Genomic DNA, 17,407 nt, shown 5'->3' with positions numbered 1-17,407 from the left:
TTGTCCGGTAACTGTCCGCGTGGCTGATTTTCCGGAGAATATTCTGAAAAGCAGGAGGAGATAAATGGAACAGCAGAATATAACCGCTGTCAAGGGCATCGGTGAAAAGACGGCAAAGCTATTTCAAAAAATAGGCGTGGAAACGGTGGAAGAACTGCTCCATTATTATCCGCGTGCTTATGATGAGTTTAAGGAACCGCAGCCGATCGCGGAACTGAAGGAAGATACGATCGCGGCAGTCGGCGGAATCCTGGCAAAAACGGCGGATGTGGTGCGGTATGGAGCGCGCCTGCAGGTTACGACGGCTGGATTGCGGGACAGCGGAGGCACACTGGCGCTGGCATGGTACAATATGCCCTATCTGCGCGGGACGCTCAAGGCGGGGGAACGCTTTATTTTCCGTGGCCGTGTGGTAAAAAAACGGGGAAGACTTACGATGGAGCAGCCGGAGATCTACCGCCCGGAACAGTATGCGAAAGTCGTGTCGTCTATGCAGCCGGTTTACGGACAGACGAAGGGACTTGGCAATAAGACGATCGCAAAGGCAGTCACGGAAGCCCTCACGATGCGCCAGATGGAACGGGAATATCTGCCGGCTGGTCTGCGGGAAAAGTACGGATTGGCGGAAATCAACTATGCGCTGGAGCACATCCATTTTCCGGCAAACCGGGAAGAACTGATGTTTTCCCGGAAACGTCTTGTGTTTGATGAATTTTTCATGTTCCTAATGTCAGTGCGCCTGCTCAAAGACAAAAAAGAAGATAAAAAGAGCGCATATCCATTTACGTTTTCTGGGGAAATGGCGTCGGTGGAAGAGCGCCTCCCATATGCTCTGACCGGGGCACAGAAAAAGGTAATCCGGGAGGTGTACGCCGATTTGTCCGGCGGGCATATCATGACCCGATTGATTCAGGGCGACGTTGGTTCGGGTAAGACGATTGTGGCGATTCTGGCGTTGCTGCAGGCGGCGGCAAATGGATATCAGGGGGCGCTGATGGTGCCGACGGAGGTACTGGCGCGCCAGCATTACGAGTCGATGACCGAATTGTTTGCGTCGCTGGGAATCACATATCGTCCGGTGCTTCTGACCGGTTCGATGACAGCAAAGGAAAAACGGCTTGCCAGAGAGTCGATTGAAAATCATGAGGCAGATATCGTGATTGGAACCCACGCGCTGATTCAGGAAAAAGTGGTGTACGACAATCTGGCATTGGTAATCACGGATGAACAGCACCGTTTTGGAGTGGCGCAGCGGGAAATGCTGAGCAAAAAAGGCGGCGAGCCGCATGTGCTTGTCATGAGTGCGACGCCGATCCCGCGGACGCTGGCGATTATTTTATATGGGGATCTTGATATTTCCATCATCGATGAACTTCCGGCAAACCGGCAGCCGATCAAGAACTGTGTCGTGAACCGTGAATTTCGCCCGAATGCCTACCGTTTCATCGAAAATGAAGTCCGCGCCGGCCGTCAGGCATACGTCATCTGCCCGATGGTCGAGCCGAGCGAGATGCTGGAGGCAGAGAACGTCATCGATTATACCGAAGAGCTGCGCCGCGCCCTGTCCCCGTCGATCCGGGTGGAATATCTGCACGGAAAGATGAAGGGAAAAGAAAAAAATGCGATCATGGAAGCATTTGCGGCAAATGAGATTCATGTGCTGGTATCCACCACGGTCATCGAGGTCGGAATCAATGTCCCGAATGCCACCGTTATGATGATCGAAAATGCCGAGCGTTTCGGTCTGGCGCAGCTCCATCAGCTCCGCGGGCGCGTCGGTCGAGGAAAAGATCAGTCCTACTGCATCATGGTCAACGCCTCCGGCGAGGAAGACGCCGGAAAGCGGCTGGATATTCTCAATAAGTCAAATGACGGCTTCTACATCGCCTCCGAAGACTTAAAACTGCGCGGTCCCGGAGACCTCTTCGGCGTCCGCCAGAGCGGCGATCTCGAATTCCATTTAGCGGATATATTTGCAGATGCAGATATATTGAAGGCAGTTTCGGATGAAGTGAAGAAATTAATGGATAAAGATCCGCTGTTGGAGGCGGAGGAGAATCAGGAACTGAAACGGAAGATGAATGGGTATTTGGAGAGAGGTTGGGAGAAGGTGAATTTGTGATGGGGATGGATTGAATTGCAAATCGCGGTTTGAGTAGATTAATTAGAAAAAGCTCCTGCATACACAGAATGAACATTCATCTGTGTATGCAGGAGTTTTTTGAAATTTCCAGCGGTTTATCAGCCGTCAATTCTCATTACATCTGTCCCTCGTTATACCGCTTAATCAGCTTCTGGATCTTCGCCGTCGGTGTCAGTGCGTTCTCCAGAGATACGTTATGGTTCAGGGAGTTGATGATTGCAGCGATAAACTTGCTCATATCAGCTTCTACATACCAGTCACGTTTAAGAAGTTCCGGCGTGTGGTAGTTTAAGTTGGTGGTTACGACGCAGTCGAGGTAACCTTTTGCGAAAAATTCGTCGAATTTCTCAAGTCCGTTGGTGAACAGACCGAAGGTAGCGCATACAACGACGCGTTTTGCCTTGCGCTCTTTGAGGGCGCGGCAGGTGTCCAGCATGCTCTCGCCGGAGGAGATCATGTCATCGATGATGAGAACGGTCTTTCCTTCAACGGAAGAACCTAAGAACTCATGGGCAACGATCGGGTTACGTCCATTGACAACACGGGAGTAATCGCGGCGTTTGTAGAACATACCCATGTCAACACCCAGGTTGTTTGCCAGATATACGGCGCGGGACATAGCGCCCTCGTCCGGGCTGATAACCATCAGGTTGTCCTTGTCGATCTTTAAGGTTTTGTCATGGTTCAGTAATGCCTTGATAAACTGGTAGGTCGGCATGAAATTATCAAAACCGCTTAACGGAATGGAGTTCTGTACACGCGGGTCATGTGCATCGAAGGTAATGATGTTGCTTACGCCCATCTGAATCAGTTCTTCGAGCATCATCGCGCAGTCAAGGGATTCACGACCGCTGCGCTTGTGCTGGCGTCCTTCATATAAGAACGGCATGATAACATTGACACGATGTGCGGTAGCAATGGATGCGCCGATGATACGTTTTAAATCCTGATAATGGTCGTCCGGGGACATATGATTGGTAAATCCGCTCATTTTGTAGGTCAGGCTGTAGTTGGTTACATCGACCATGGCGTAAATATCGGTACCACGGACAGACTCATTGACGATGCCTTTTGCTTCACCGCTTCCGAAACGCGGGCACGCGCAGTCAAGCATGTAGGAATCAGCATCATAGCCGCGGTACTGTAAATTTTCCTGACGTTTTTTCAGGACTTCAATATCGTTGCGGCGGAAATTGATAATGTGGGAGTTGACTTTCTCAGCCAGATCCCGGCAGCTCTCCAGTGCGGCAATTTTAAGCGGCGCAACCGGAAGCGTGTCATTAAACACGTAGTCATTCGACATGATTATACCTCCAAACAGTGTAGGTCCTTCGATGCATGCGGGCAGAGCGTACAAGTTTGTCTGCCATTTGCAGGACATAATACAACTATTTTATACCATTTTACGATAAGAAACGTCAATAGCAAATGAGAAAATTACAAAAAAAATCAAATATTTGGCTTGCTTCCCCAAAAATCCACATCTGCGAATCAGAAGCACAACTTTACAAAAAAGCTGATTACTGTTAATATAATACTGGATTCTTAGGGTTTAAAAATATTTGAAATGAGGATTTTATAAATGAAAAAAGGTCATCTGATAAAATCGGTCGATCCGGGCTCAATTGCGGAGGAAATGGAGCTGGAACCGGGGGACGTCCTTCTGACGATCGATGGAGATGAGATAGAGGATATTTTTGATTATGAATATAAGATAAACAGTGAGGAGATTACGCTGCTGGTCCGCAAGAAGAACGGAGAGGAGTGGGAACTGGATATCGTAAATGAGTATCAGGATCTGGGGATTACCTTTGAAAATGGTCTGATGAGCGATTATCGTTCCTGCAGGAATAAGTGCATCTTCTGTTTCATCGACCAGATGCCGCCGGGCATGCGTGAGACACTGTATTTTAAGGACGATGATTCCAGACTTTCGTTCCTGCAGGGCAACTATATCACGCTGACGAATATGAAGGATAAGGATATTGAGCGGATTATCCGGTTTAAGCTGGCGCCGATCAATATTTCAGTGCAGACGACAAATCCGGAGCTGCGCTGCAAGATGCTTCATAACCGCTTTGCCGGTGAGGCACTCCAGAAAATCGACCGCCTGTATGAGGCGGATATCCCGATGAATGGTCAGATCGTTTTATGCCGGGGCGTCAATGACGGGGCGGAGTTAGACCGTTCGATCCGTGATCTGACGAAATACATTCCGGCGATGCAGAGTGTTTCGGTCGTGCCGGTCGGTCTCTCGAAGTACCGCGATGGTCTGTATCCGCTTGAGCCGTTTACACCGGAGCAGTTGGGCGATACCATTGATTTGATAGAGAAATGGCAGAAGAAGATCTATGCGGAACACGGTATTCACTTCATTCACGCCAGCGATGAGTTTTACATGGGCGCCGGACGCCCACTTCCGGAAGCGGATCGCTATGATGGCTATATCCAGCTGGAAAATGGGGTCGGCATGATTCGCCTGATGGAGGAGGAGATAGCCGAGGCGCTGGAGCAGCTGCATCCGGGAGAGGCTGGCGAGGTGTGCCCGGAGGAGATTTCGATTGCAACGGGACGGCTGGCTGCCCCGTATATTGAGCAGTATGTAGAGCGCGTGTGCCGCCAGTTCCCGGGGAAAAAGGTACATGTATATGCGATCCGCAATGACTTCTTTGGTGAGCGGATCACGGTGGCGGGGCTGATCACGGCAAAGGATCTGATTGCACAGTTAAAGGAACAGCCGCTTGGCAGCCGCCTGCTGCTTCCAAGCGCCATGTTCCGAAGCGGCGAGGAGACATTTCTGGATGATCTGACCCGCACGGATGTACAAAATGCTTTACAAGTTCCGGTGGATATTGTAAAATCAAGCGGACGTGATTTTGTGGAAGCAATTCTGGCTCCTGTGAAGGAGGAAAGCTCCAGGCATGGCGAGTATGAGCCGGATCCGGAGGAATTTGCCGCTCAGATGGATGATAACTGGCAGGAAGAAGATCTGGATGGCGTACAGGTGTACGCATATGAGCCGGAAGACCTGGATTAGGCTGCCCCAGACGAAGTCGTTTGTTTTGAAGAGGAAGACTCAGATCTGGAGGATGAGAAAGAAACGTGATGGCTGGAAATACAGTGGAAAACGTGCTTTCGGACACACAGAAAGAAAGTGTCTGGATGTGAAATGCATCACAATGAATGAAACAAGTAACTGGACAATAAAAATAGCAGCTGTGGATTTACAAACCAGCTGCGGAGCATGAAAATAAATGGAGGCATAAATATGAAAAAGAAACCGGTGGTGGCGGTCGTTGGACGTCCAAACGTGGGAAAATCCACCCTTTTCAACGTCCTTGCGGGCGATATGATTTCGATTGTAAAAGATACTCCAGGTGTAACGCGTGACCGTATTTACGCGGACTGTACCTGGTTAGACCATTCTTTTACCCTGATCGATACTGGCGGTATTGAGCCGGATACGAAGGATATTATCCTGTCCCAGATGCGTGAGCAGGCGGAGATCGCGATCGCGACGGCGGATGTGATCCTGTTTATCGTAGATGTGCGTCAGGGCATGACCGATTCGGATTCCAAGGTGGCGGATATGCTGCGTAAATCGAGAAAACCGGTTGTTCTGGCGGTCAATAAAGTAGACAATCCGGCGAAATTTGGCAATGACGTCTATGAGTTCTACAACCTCGGTATCGGTGATCCGGTAGCGATCTCGGCAGCCTCCCGTCTGGGACTGGGCGATCTGCTGGATGCAGTCGTGGCACATTTCCCGGAGGGAAGCGGCGACGAGGAAGAGGATGACCGCCCGAGAGTGGCGATTGTCGGAAAACCAAACGTAGGTAAATCTTCTATTATAAATAAGCTTCTGGGCGAGAACCGCGTCATCGTATCGGATATCGCCGGTACGACCCGCGATGCAGTCGATACAGAGATTGTCCGCAACGGTACCGAATATGTCTTTATCGATACGGCAGGTCTGCGCCGCAAGAGCAAGATCAAGGAGGAGCTGGAGCGCTACAGCATCATCCGTACCGTAACGGCGGTTGAGAGGGCTGATGTGGTTCTGATGGTCATCGATGCGAAAGAGGGAGTAACCGAGCAGGATGCAAAGATTGCCGGTATCGCACATGAGCGTGGAAAAGGTATTATCATCGTGGTAAATAAATGGGATGCGATCGATAAGACCGATAAGACTATTTATGAGTACACCAATAAGATTAAGACCGTTCTGTCCTTTATTCCGTATGCGGAGTTCGTGTTCGTATCCGCACTGACCGGACAGCGTATGAATAAGCTGTTTGAGATGATCGACATGGTGCGCGAAAATCAGACACTGCGTATTGCAACCGGCGTTCTCAATGAGATCCTGGCAGAGGCAGTGGCACTGCAGCAGCCGCCGTCTGACAAGGGCAAGCGTTTAAAGCTCTACTATATGACACAGGTAGCGGTCAAACCGCCGACATTCGTTGTGTTTGTCAATGATAAGGAACTGATGCATTTCTCATATACACGGTATCTCGAGAACAAGATCCGTGACGCATTCGGATTCAAGGGAACTTCCTTAAAATTCCTGATCCGCGAGAGAAAGGGGAAGGATCAATAATGGAACGTCTCATCTGTATTGTGATTGGCTATATCTTTGGTCTGATCCAGTCCGGCTATCTGTATGGAAAGGCAAATCATATGGATATCCGCCAGTACGGCAGCGGAAATGCCGGTTCTACGAACGTCCTGCGTGTGATGGGAAAGAAAGCGGGCGCGATCGTATTTTTAGGGGACTTTTTCAAGGCGGTGTTTGCAATGGCAGTCTGCCGTCTGCTGTTTAAGGGAAATGCGGACGTGGATCTTCTTGCATTGTATGCGGGTCTGGGAGTCACACTCGGTCACAATTTCCCGTTTTACCTGAAATTCAAGGGCGGCAAGGGAATTGCCTGCATGGCGGGCATCATGACAGCGATGGATCTGCGGATTACGCTGACCTGTTTCGTGATTTTCTCCGTGACGGTGTTCCTGACCCGCTATGTATCGCTTGGTTCGATTCTTGTGTCGATCACCTTTTTTGCAGAGCTTGTGATCTTTGAGAGCATGGGTTCCTACCGGGTAAGCACGCCGAACCGCATCCAGTTCTATGCACTGGGCGCGATTCTGATGTGTATGGCGATCTGGCGCCATCGGAGCAATATTGGGCGTCTGTTGTCCGGCACAGAAAACAAACTGGGCGCGAAGAAATCATGAGAGAAGTTTAACAACACTTTACATAGTTGCCATAAGGTAATTGTTCACAGGTAGGCACTTTTGGAACCGAAAGTGCCGTAAGAAAACGTGGTGGCAGCAGGAATTTGCCGTATTTAAATGCGAAGCCACGGCAAATTCCGTTACTGGGCACGTATGCGTGAACGGTAACGTCATAAGTAATGGGAGTGTATAAAAATTTCCAAATAACATTGACCTGTAGAGAGAAGAAGAGAGAAAAGCAGGTCGGGAGGTATCAGGATGGCAGCAGTAGGAATTATCGGAGCCGGAACCTGGGGCACAGCCCTGGCGGTGCTTCTGAACAATAATGGGCAGGATGTGACAATCTGGTCCGCATTTGATACAGAGATCCAGGAAATGAGCCGCACCAGACGGCACAAAAATCTGCCGGAGGTTGTACTTCCGGATCCGATCCAGATGACAGCTGATCTGCGCACCGCGATGGCGGAGAAGGATATGCTGATTATGGCGGTTCCGTCCGTCTATGTCCGCAGTACGGCGGCGAAGATGAAGGAATACCTGCGTTACGGTCAGATTGTCGTGGATGTGGCGAAGGGAATCGAGGAGCAGAGTCTTATGACGATGTCACAGGTCATCGAGGAGGAACTTCCACTGGCGGAGGTAGCCGTCCTTTCCGGACCGAGCCATGCCGAGGAGGTGAGCCGGGGATTGCCGACCACCTGTGTGGCAGCGGCGCACCGCAAAAAGACTGCTGAGTTCATGCAGAGTGTGTTTATGAGCCCGGTGTTCCGTGTTTACACCAGCCCGGATATGCTGGGCGTGGAAATTGGCGCGGCTCTTAAAAATGTCATTGCGCTGGCAGCCGGTACAGCGGATGGGCTGGGATGCGGCGATAACACGAAGGCGGCGCTGATCACCCGCGGAATTGCGGAGATTTCCCGTCTGGGTATTGCAATGGGCGGAAAACAGCAGACCTTCTACGGATTATCCGGCATCGGTGATTTGATCGTAACCTGTGCGAGCATGCACAGCCGCAACCGCCGGGCGGGGATCCTGATTGGAAAGGGATATACGATGGATGAGGCGATGAAGGAAGTGCAGATGGTTGTCGAGGGCGTTTATTCTGCGAAAGCCGGTCTTCTGCTGGCGCAGAAATACGGCTGCGATATGCCGATCGTTTCCCAGGTCAATCAGGTGCTGTTTGACGGGAAATCTCCGAAAGAGGCGCTGGCGGATCTGATGATGCGCGATCCGCGGATCGAATCGAGCGATCTTCCGTGGGAAGGATAATTCATGCGGTAGCCGTTTTTCTGAATTTGAGTGATTAAATTCGGGAAAATAGCAATGAGATCTACTATGTTTTTCTGGAAAATGCAGGTGTCCGTGTCAGGTGGACAAAAGCTTATAAAAGTGCTTGCTATAACCTGTAAGAATACTTAATATAACTACGAGATCTGGAAAAGAGAGAATTTAGCGAAAAAAAACGAAAATCCGCTAAATTCCCTCTTTTTTAAGTGGTTTTTGTATTGACAATTAGAGGGGTAAAATTTATAATTGCCTCATTCAAATAGTTGTTGTATTCCATTGCAGCATAGAATTGGAGGAGAATATTATGAAAAAAAGAGTAGTTAGTCTTGGGCTTGCAGCTATGATGGCGATGTCTATGACCGCTTGCGGCGGTTCTGGAAATGCGGGCACTTCTGAATCAGCAGCAGAAGATGCACAGGGCGCAGAGGGAGCTGACGGCGAAGTATTTAAAATCGGCGGCATCGGACCGATCACCGGCGCGGCTGGCGCTTACGGCGAGGCTGTAAAGAATGGTACTGAACTGGCAATCAATGAGATCAACGAGGCTGGCGGTATCAATGGTTACCAGGTAGCGTTCAACTTCCAGGATGATGAGAATGATCCGGAGAAGGCGATCAACGCATACAATACCTTAAAAGACTGGAACATGCAGATGCTTCTTGGTACCGTTACTTCCAAGCCGTGTATCGCAGTTGTAGCAGAGACAACAGCAGATAACCTGTTCCAGCTGACTCCGTCCGGATCTGCTGTTGAGAGTATTTCCGGCGACAACGCATTCCGCGTATGCTATTCTGACCCGGATCAGGGACGTGCATCCGCTCAGTACATCGGCGAGCACAAACTGGCAACCAAGATCGCTATCATCTACGACAGCTCCAGCGAGTACTCCGATGGTATCCGCGAGTCCTTCGTAGCAGAGGCCCCGAATCAGGGTCTGGAGGTAGTAGCCAGCGAGGCATTTACATCTGATAACAATACCGATTTCTCCGTACAGCTTGATAAAGCAAAAGAGTCCGGCGCTGATCTGGTATTCCTGCCGATCTACTATCAGGAGGCATCTGTTATCCTGAAACAGGCAAACGATAAAGATTTCCACCCGCAGTTCTTCGGCTGTGATGGTATGGACGGTATCCTGAGCGTTGATGGCTTTGATAAGTCCTTAGCAGAAGGTCTGATGCTTCTGACTCCGTTCTCCGTAGACGAGGAGTCCAGCCAGGACTTCGTAACTGCTTACCGTGATGCTTACGGCATCGACCCGCTTCAGTTCGCAGCAGATGCTTACGACGGCGTATATGCAATTAAGGCAGCTGCAGAGAAGGCAGAGATCACACCGGATATGAGCACTTCCGATATCTGCGATGCACTGAAAACAGCTATGACTGAGATCCAGATCGATGGTCTGACCGGTACAGAGATGCACTGGACGGCAGAAGGCGAGCCGCAGAAAGCGCCGAAAGCTGTAGAGATCAAAGACGGCAAATATGAGATGATGCAGTAATTAAAAATTTAAAAACTGCAGAACCGTTGCGGCTATATGTATGTAGCTCTGATGGGACTGTTACTGGATGTCCGGCGGCACAGATGGCTGCCGGGCATTTAGTAACAGCTTTCTTTTTAAAACGGTTCACTGCACATGCTTGCCTGCGACGACGACTGGGTGTTTGCTGTCTGCGGACTGCGAGACGGTCATGTTTGTTCTGCTAAATTCGGTCACAGGTAAACATGTGCAGCGAAATGCGTGTACAGGGAAATGCGAAAACGTAGAAACAAAGAGGTAGGTGTATACATATGAGTTTTCTTTCTTATTTAATCAATGGCATCAGTCTGGGAAGTGTCTATGCGATCATTGCACTGGGCTACACCATGGTTTATGGCATCGCGCGTATGCTGAACTTCGCACACGGCGATATCATCATGGTAGGCGGTTTCACAGTGTTTACGATTGTCACAACGATGGGCGGTTCTCCGGTTGTGGGTATTCTGGCTTCGGTGGTTGTGTGTACAGTGCTGGGCGTTACGATCGAGCGAGTTGCATACAGACCGTTGCGTGACGCGTCCCCGCTGGCAGTTCTGATCACCGCGATCGGTGTCAGTTATCTGCTCCAGAACGTGGCGCTTCTGATTTTTGGTTCCAATGCGAGACAGTTTACATCAGTTATTACTGTACCGGCATTAAAGCTGGCTGGCGGCAAGCTTTCGATCTCCAGTGTCACGATCGTGACGATTTTAAGCTGTATCGTGATTATGGCTGCCCTGATGACATTTATCAACAAGACGAAAATGGGGCAGGCGATGCTGGCGGTTTCTGAGGATCGCGGTGCGGCAACCTTGATGGGTATCAATGTAAACCGCACGATCTCCGTAACCTTTGCGATTGGTTCCGCCCTGGCGGCAGTAGCAGGCGTGCTGCTCTGCTCGGCGTACCCGTCCCTGTCTCCGTACACCGGTTCCATGCCGGGCATCAAGGCATTCGTGGCAGCGGTATTTGGCGGTATCGGTTCGATCCCAGGCGCATTTATCGGCGGTATCCTGCTTGGTATCATTGAAAACCTTGCCAAGGCGTATATTTCCTCCCAGCTTTCTGACGCGATCGTATTCTCTGTCCTGATTATCGTGCTTCTGGTCCGCCCGACCGGTATTCTCGGCAAGAAGATGACGGAGAAAGTATAATAGAGAAAATTATACGATGGTTCATGCCGGGGACTTTTGAAACGGAAAGTGCCGTGTGAAAACAAGATGGTGCATGAACTGCAATAAGCAAGAGAAAGTGCAGGTGTTTAAAATGAACGCATATAAAAATAAAATTCGGATTCAGAATGCGATCACATATGCGATTGTAATCGGCTGTTACATTCTGATTCAGATTATGATGGCAGGCGGCCATGTAAACAGTCTTTTAAAGGGTATTCTGGTTCCACTTTGTACCTATACGATTTTGGCGGTTTCCTTAAACCTCACGGTTGGTATCCTCGGCGAGCTGAGTCTGGGTCATGCCGGATTCATGTGTGCGGGTGCGTTTTCAGGTGCATTTTTTAATCATGCCATGAAAAATCTGATCGCAAGCAACCAGGTACGCTTCATTCTGGCGCTCTTTGTCGGTGCGGCGGTAGCGGCGGTATTTGGTATCCTCATCGGTATTCCGGTTCTGCGTCTGAAAGGAGACTATCTGGCGATTGTAACGCTGGCATTCGGTGAGATCGTTAAAAATATTATCAATGTTCTGTACGTCGGCATCGACGGAAACGGAATCCACGTTTCCATGAAAGACGTAGCTTCCTTAAAGCTGGCAGCGGACGGTCAGGTGATCATCAAGGGTGCACAGGGTATCACAGGTACACCGAAGACGGCGACCTTTACGATCGGCATTATCCTGGTACTCCTGACCCTGTTTATTGTATTGAATATCATCAATTCCCGGACAGGCCGTGCGATCATGGCGATCCGCGACAACCGTATTGCGGCAGAGTCTGTGGGTATCAATATCACAAAATACAAACTGATGGCATTTACCATCTCTGCTTCCTTAGCCGGTGTGGCAGGCGTTCTGTACGCACACAACCTGGCGACGCTGGCAGCGACCCCGAAAAGCTTCGGTTATAATATGTCCATTATGATCCTTGTATTTGTGGTTCTGGGCGGCATCGGAAATATCCGTGGTTCCATGATCGCGGCGGTTATCTTAACCCTGCTTCCGGAGATGCTTCGAAGCCTCAATAATTACCGTATGCTGATTTACGCGGTCGTCCTGATTGTAATGATGCTTTTGACCTCCAGTCCGAAGGCGATCGAGGTCCGCGGGCGCATCTTTTCATCATTCCGGAAAAAGAAGACAGAAGGGGAGGCGTAAATCATGGCAATGCTGGATGTAAAAAATTTAAGTATTTCTTTTGGCGGTCTGAAAGCGGTCGATGATTTCAGCATCACGATAGAAAAAGGACAGCTCTACGGCCTGATTGGACCGAACGGCGCTGGTAAAACGACTATTTTCAACCTTTTGACGGGCGTGTACAAGCCGGATGGCGGACGGATTCTGCTGGATGGAAAGGACATTACCGGTCACAAGGCAATCCAGATCAATCAGGCAGGCATCGCGAGAACTTTCCAGAATATCCGTCTGTTCAAGGAGCTGAGCGTGCTTGACAATGTAAAGGTTGGTCTTCACAACCATCATAAATATTCTACGCTGAGCGGCATTCTGCGTCTTCCGTCCTATTACAAGGTTGAGAAAGAGATGGATGAGCGCGCGATGGAGCTTTTGAAGGTGTTTGACCTCGACAAAGAGTTTGATTATAAGGCATCGAACCTCCCATACGGCAAGCAGAGAAAGCTGGAGATCGCCAGAGCGCTGGCGACCGAGCCGAAGCTTCTGCTTCTTGACGAGCCGGCAGCCGGCATGAACCCGAATGAGACGGCAGAGCTGATGAAGACGATCCGTTTCGTGCGCGATCATTTTGATATGACCGTACTTCTCATTGAGCATGATATGAAGCTGGTCTCCGGTATCTGCGAGCGCCTGACGGTCTTAAACTTCGGTCATATGCTGGCAGAGGGACCGACCAGTGAGGTACTCAGCAATCCAGAAGTTATCAAAGCATATCTGGGAGAATAGGGGGAAGTTTCGTATGTCAATGCTGGAAGTAAAAGATTTACAGGTATATTATGGTGTGATACAGGCACTCAAGGGAATTTCCTTTGAGGTAGAACAGGGCGATGTGGTAGCGCTGATCGGTGCCAACGGAGCCGGAAAGACGACGACGCTTCACACGATCACGGGTCTGCTGCCGTCCAAGGCAGGCAATATCACATTTGAGGGAACGGATATTACCCATGTACCGGGCTATAAGCTGGTATCAATGGGAATCGCCCACGTGCCGGAGGGGCGCCGTGTGTTCGCTTCCCTGACGGTTCTCCAGAACCTGAAAATGGGTGCGTATACGAGAAATGACAAGAAGGAAATTGAAGATACGATCGAAATGATTTACAAGCGTTTCCCGCGTCTGAAAGAGCGCAAGAACCAGCTTGCCGGAACTTTGTCCGGCGGCGAGCAGCAGATGCTTGCGATGGGACGCGCCCTCATGAGCCACCCGCGCCTGATCGTCCTCGACGAGCCGTCGATGGGTCTGTCCCCACTCTATGTTAATGAGATTTTCGATATTATCCAGGAAATCAACAAGGACGGAGTGACCGTTCTTCTGGTCGAGCAGAATGCGAAAAAAGCGCTCTCCATTTCCAATAAAGCATATGTGCTTGAGACGGGCAATATCGTTCTGAGCGGTGATGCGAAAGAACTGATGAATAATGAGAGAGTGAAGAAGGCTTATCTGAGCGAATAAAAATGTTCTGTGAGCCGGAGCTTTCCAAATGGGAATATTCATAACCCCCTTATGGTCTGAATACATTGTATCAGCAGACCAAGGGGGTATTTTTATGGATCATTTTAATGTATACAGCGATATCCAGGCGCGAACCGGCGGCGAGATCTATATTGGGGTGGTTGGTCCGGTTCGGACAGGGAAATCGACCTTTATTAAGCGCTTTATGGAACTTCTCGTCCTTCCGGGGCTGGAAGATGTCCATGCCCGCGAGCGTGCCCGGGATGAACTTCCCCAGTCTTCGGCGGGGAAAACGATCATGACAACGGAACCGAAATTTATCCCTAAAGAGGCGGCAAAGCTCTCGCTTGGGGACGGTGTGGAGGTGCGGGTCCGCCTGATCGACTGCGTCGGTTTCATGGTGGAGGGCGCTGCCGGTCATATTGAAAACGAGAAAGAACGCATGGTGCGGACGCCGTGGTATGAGGAGGAGATCCCATTTACAGCGGCAGCCGAGCTGGGAACGCGCAAGGTCATCACGGATCATTCGACGATCGGGCTTGTGGTTACGGCGGACGGCAGTTTCGGGGAGTTGAAACGGGAGAATTATGTTCCGGCGGAAGAGAAGACCGTGCAGGAACTGAAAAAACTGGGAAAGCCGTTTCTGGTGCTTTTAAACTCGCAGAAACCGTATTCGGAGGAGACGCGGGCGCTGGCAGCCCGGATGACCGAAAAATACGAGGTGCAGGTGCTCCCAGTCAACTGTGAACAGCTGCGCGCCGAGGATATCCGGGAGATTCTGGGGCAGGTGCTTCTGGAATTCCCGGTCACGGAGATCGATTTTTCGATTCCGAAATGGCTGGAGATTCTGCCAAACAGCCATTGGCTTAAATCGGAGGTCATACAGGCAGTCCGGGGGATGATGGATCGGACGGTACATATGCGCGATGTGGCGTTGGCGCTGCCGGAGGAAACCGGGGAAGCGATCCGCCGGATCCGGATTGTATCAATGAAAATGGATGATGGCAGCGTTCAGGCGGTGGTCGAGCTGGACGACGGGCATTATTATCAGATCCTCAGCGAGTATGTGGGAATGCCGATCGAGGGCGAGTACCAGCTGATGCAGACCTTGAAGCGGTTGGCGTCGATGCAGAGCGAGTATGAAAAGGCATCCGTGGCGCTCACGCAGGCGCGCAAGAAGGGCTATGGGGTTGTCACGCCGGAACGCGGGGAGATCGTCCTCGATGAGCCGCAGGTGGTGCGCCACGGCAATAAATATGGAGTCAAAATGAAAGCGCAGGCGCCGTCCATCAATCTCATCAAGGCGCAGATTGAGACTGAGATCGCGCCGATTGTGGGAAATGAACAGCAGGCAGAGGATTTGATCCGATACATCCGGGAGAATGCTGGAAAAGGTGAGGAAGGCATCTGGGAAACCAATATTTTTGGAAAATCAATCGCCCAGATCGTCGATGACGGGATTCAGGCCAAGATCTCCCAGCTCACTGAGGACTGCCAGGTGAAGCTGCAGGATACGCTGCAGAAAATCATCAATGACAGCAATGGGGGGATGATCTGTATTATTATATAATAGAATAGGTCTGGCTCTTGTTGGGAAAATGGTGCGTTGTCTGGAATGGGAATGTGGGACAGATAAGGTGATTTTATGAAAATTTTATCGAAACTTTATCGGGGAAATTGCAAAATTGTCAGAAATCAGTTATAATGAAGCTAATAGCAAAAACATTTTCCGCAAGGGGTATGCGGAAACATAAACGACAGAACAGGGGGCTGATTTTATGAGGCTTACATTTATCGGTGCGGATCATGAGGTTACAGGCAGCTGTCATTTCCTGGAGGCAAGCGGACTGAATATTCTGATTGACTGCGGTATGGAACAGGGGATCAACAAGTATGAAAATGCAGAACTTCCGATTCCGTATTCGGATGTGGACTATGTGCTGGTGACGCACGCCCATATTGATCATGTGGGATTGCTTCCGCTTATCTATGCGAGGGGATTCCGCGGACAGATTATGGCGACGCGCGCGACCTGCGATCTGTGTGATATCATGCTGAAAGACTGCGCCCATATCCAGGAGTCAGAAGCGGAGTGGAAAAACCGGAAAGCCATGCGTGCCGGAAAACCGGAGGTGACACCGATTTACACGATGAACGATGCAGAAGGGGTACTGCATCACTTTGTCCCCTGCAATTACAATGAGATTATCCGTCTGAATGACAATCTGGAGATTCGGTTTGTCGATGTGGGACATCTGCTTGGTTCGGCTTCGATCGAGATCTGGATGAAGGAAGACGATTGTTCCAAGAAGATTGTATTTTCAGGTGATATCGGTAACAAAAACAAGCCGCTCATCCGCAGCCCGCAGTACATCCGTCAGGCAGATTATGTTGTCATGGAGAGTACTTACGGCGGTCGGTTCCACAAGAATACAGGCGATCACGTGGAAGAATTTGCCCGCGTGATTCAGGAGACGCTGGATAAGGGCGGCAATGTCGTGATCCCGGCATTTGCGGTCGGCAGAACGCAGGAAGTGTTGAATTACATCCGTATTATCAAGGAGAAGAACCTTGTAACCGGGCACGGCGTATTTCCGGTTTACTTAGACAGCCCGATGGCGGTGGAAGCGACCGGCGTGTTCAAGGACAATATGATGGATTGCTACAATGAAGAGACGAAGGAGCTGGTAAAAAAGGGCATCAATCCGATTTCTTTCCCGGGTCTGCATCTCTCGATCACCAGCAGCGATTCCGTTGCAATCAACTTCAACGAGGAACCGAAGGTTATCATCTCGGCAGCCGGCATGTGTGATGCGGGTCGTATCCGCCATCATCTGAAACACAACCTCTGGAGACCGGAGTGTACGATTTTGTTTGCTGGCTATCAGGCAGTCGGCACACTGGGACGCAGCATTATTGAGGGACGCGAGGAAGTGAAGCTGTTCGGTGAGTCGATCGAGGTCAAAGCACGGATCGAGAAGATCGAGGGCATCAGCGGCCATGCGGACGAGACCGGGCTTTTGGAGTGGGTTGGCAGTTTTATGGAAAAACCGTCCCAGGTCTTCGTGGTACACGGCGATGACACAGTGTGCGATGCATTTGCAGAGACGGTCAAGGAGACTTACGGCATCAATGCGATGGCTCCGTTCTCCGGCAGTTCCTACGACCTGAAAGAGGGATGCTTCGTGACTGTTACGAAGGGTATTCCGATTCAGAAACCGGCAGTGAACGAAGCAACGAAGAAAGCGGCTGGTGTATTTGCCCGCCTGCTGGCAGCCTGCGACCGCCTGCGCCGTGTTGTTATGCATAACGAGGGCGGGGCGAACAAAGATTTAGCACGTTTTGCCGACCAGATCAACTCGCTCTGCGATAAGTGGGACCGCTAAGCTTCAATAATAGACATAAAGGAGAT

Annotated in this window: 13 protein-coding genes; 12 read left to right on the top strand and 1 reads right to left on the bottom strand. The window is 50.4% G+C overall.

Annotation, left to right across the window (positions count from 1 at the left end):
* Positions 1–64: 64 nt before the first annotated feature.
* Positions 65–2,122 carry an ATP-dependent DNA helicase RecG gene (gene recG, locus DW720_RS10760; RefSeq protein ID WP_118742520.1) on the top strand — a complete coding sequence of 686 codons (2,058 nt, stop codon included), beginning with the start codon at positions 65–67 and terminating at the stop codon, positions 2,120–2,122.
* 136 nt (positions 2,123–2,258) lie between these two features.
* Here the strand turns inward: recG and DW720_RS10755 are convergent, their stop codons facing one another.
* Positions 2,259–3,446 (bottom strand): ribose-phosphate pyrophosphokinase, encoded by a 1,188-nt coding sequence (locus tag DW720_RS10755; protein ID WP_022359714.1) that lies wholly within the window; start codon positions 3,444–3,446, stop codon positions 2,259–2,261.
* 279 nt (positions 3,447–3,725) lie between these two features.
* Between DW720_RS10755 and DW720_RS10750 the strand changes: the two genes are divergently transcribed.
* The 11 genes from DW720_RS10750 to DW720_RS10700 all read left to right on the top strand — a co-directional run bounded on the left by DW720_RS10750 (position 3,726) and on the right by DW720_RS10700 (position 17,381).
* A complete protein-coding gene (locus DW720_RS10750; protein WP_118467626.1) occupies positions 3,726–5,180 on the top strand; it encodes a DUF512 domain-containing protein in 1,455 nt (484 codons plus the stop codon).
* 231 nt (positions 5,181–5,411) lie between these two features.
* Positions 5,412–6,743 carry a ribosome biogenesis GTPase Der gene (der, locus tag DW720_RS10745; RefSeq protein WP_118293679.1) on the top strand — a complete coding sequence of 444 codons (1,332 nt, stop codon included), beginning with the start codon at positions 5,412–5,414 and terminating at the stop codon, positions 6,741–6,743.
* Positions 6,743–7,375 carry a glycerol-3-phosphate 1-O-acyltransferase PlsY gene (gene plsY / locus DW720_RS10740; RefSeq protein WP_022359710.1) on the top strand — a complete coding sequence of 211 codons (633 nt, stop codon included), beginning with the start codon at positions 6,743–6,745 and terminating at the stop codon, positions 7,373–7,375. The genes der and plsY overlap by 1 nt, the downstream gene beginning before the upstream one ends.
* 258 nt (positions 7,376–7,633) lie before the next feature.
* Complete coding sequence (locus tag DW720_RS10735; RefSeq protein ID WP_118742521.1) at positions 7,634–8,644, top strand: NAD(P)H-dependent glycerol-3-phosphate dehydrogenase; 1,011 nt, start codon at positions 7,634–7,636, stop codon at positions 8,642–8,644.
* Between the two features lie 322 nt (positions 8,645–8,966).
* The gene (locus tag DW720_RS10730; protein ID WP_118628861.1) at positions 8,967–10,160 is read left to right on the top strand and encodes an ABC transporter substrate-binding protein; all 1,194 of its coding nucleotides are present in this window, start codon (positions 8,967–8,969) and stop codon (positions 10,158–10,160) included.
* Between the two features lie 290 nt (positions 10,161–10,450).
* Positions 10,451–11,332: a branched-chain amino acid ABC transporter permease gene (locus DW720_RS10725; protein ID WP_022359707.1), complete on the top strand. Its 882-nt coding sequence runs from the start codon at positions 10,451–10,453 to the stop codon at positions 11,330–11,332.
* Positions 11,333–11,444: 112 nt separating this feature from the next.
* Positions 11,445–12,509, top strand: a complete 1,065-nt coding sequence (locus tag DW720_RS10720; RefSeq protein WP_106999829.1) for a branched-chain amino acid ABC transporter permease — start codon at positions 11,445–11,447, stop codon at positions 12,507–12,509.
* A gap of 3 nt (positions 12,510–12,512) precedes the next feature.
* Positions 12,513–13,271, top strand: a complete 759-nt coding sequence (locus DW720_RS10715) for an ABC transporter ATP-binding protein (RefSeq protein WP_022359705.1) — start codon at positions 12,513–12,515, stop codon at positions 13,269–13,271.
* 13 nt (positions 13,272–13,284) lie between these two features.
* On the top strand, positions 13,285–13,995 hold the full coding sequence (locus DW720_RS10710; protein WP_022359704.1) for an ABC transporter ATP-binding protein: 711 nt from the start codon (positions 13,285–13,287) through the stop codon (positions 13,993–13,995).
* A 94-nt stretch (positions 13,996–14,089) separates the two neighbouring features.
* Positions 14,090–15,565 (top strand): stage IV sporulation protein A, encoded by a 1,476-nt coding sequence (gene spoIVA / locus DW720_RS10705; RefSeq protein ID WP_106999830.1) that lies wholly within the window; start codon positions 14,090–14,092, stop codon positions 15,563–15,565.
* Between the two features lie 208 nt (positions 15,566–15,773).
* Positions 15,774–17,381 (top strand): MBL fold metallo-hydrolase, encoded by a 1,608-nt coding sequence (locus DW720_RS10700; RefSeq protein ID WP_106999831.1) that lies wholly within the window; start codon positions 15,774–15,776, stop codon positions 17,379–17,381.
* Positions 17,382–17,407: the final 26 nt, after the last annotated feature.

It is taken from the genome of Clostridium sp. AM27-28 (genome assembly GCF_003480955.1).
GTDB classification, from domain to species: Bacteria; Bacillota; Clostridia; order Lachnospirales; family Lachnospiraceae; genus Otoolea; species Otoolea fessa.
Note: the sequence above shows the minus strand (reverse complement) of the source record. Positions and strands in the feature narration are given on the sequence as shown.

Excerpts from the sequence above, each read along its gene's own strand:
- DW720_RS10755 (WP_022359714.1), bottom strand. The coding sequence starts at position 3,446 with ATGTCGAATGACTACGTGTTTAATGACACGCTTCCGGTTGCGCCGCTT.
- recG (WP_118742520.1), top strand. The coding sequence starts at position 65 with ATGGAACAGCAGAATATAACCGCTGTCAAGGGCATCGGTGAAAAGACG.
- spoIVA (WP_106999830.1), top strand. The coding sequence starts at position 14,090 with ATGGATCATTTTAATGTATACAGCGATATCCAGGCGCGAACCGGCGGC.
- DW720_RS10720 (WP_106999829.1), top strand. The coding sequence starts at position 11,445 with ATGAACGCATATAAAAATAAAATTCGGATTCAGAATGCGATCACATAT.
- DW720_RS10715 (WP_022359705.1), top strand. The coding sequence starts at position 12,513 with ATGGCAATGCTGGATGTAAAAAATTTAAGTATTTCTTTTGGCGGTCTG.
- DW720_RS10700 (WP_106999831.1), top strand. The coding sequence starts at position 15,774 with ATGAGGCTTACATTTATCGGTGCGGATCATGAGGTTACAGGCAGCTGT.
- DW720_RS10725 (WP_022359707.1), top strand. The coding sequence starts at position 10,451 with ATGAGTTTTCTTTCTTATTTAATCAATGGCATCAGTCTGGGAAGTGTC.
- plsY (WP_022359710.1), top strand. The coding sequence starts at position 6,743 with ATGGAACGTCTCATCTGTATTGTGATTGGCTATATCTTTGGTCTGATC.
- DW720_RS10730 (WP_118628861.1), top strand. The coding sequence starts at position 8,967 with ATGAAAAAAAGAGTAGTTAGTCTTGGGCTTGCAGCTATGATGGCGATG.
- DW720_RS10750 (WP_118467626.1), top strand. The coding sequence starts at position 3,726 with ATGAAAAAAGGTCATCTGATAAAATCGGTCGATCCGGGCTCAATTGCG.
- der (WP_118293679.1), top strand. The coding sequence starts at position 5,412 with ATGAAAAAGAAACCGGTGGTGGCGGTCGTTGGACGTCCAAACGTGGGA.
- DW720_RS10735 (WP_118742521.1), top strand. The coding sequence starts at position 7,634 with ATGGCAGCAGTAGGAATTATCGGAGCCGGAACCTGGGGCACAGCCCTG.
- DW720_RS10710 (WP_022359704.1), top strand. The coding sequence starts at position 13,285 with ATGTCAATGCTGGAAGTAAAAGATTTACAGGTATATTATGGTGTGATA.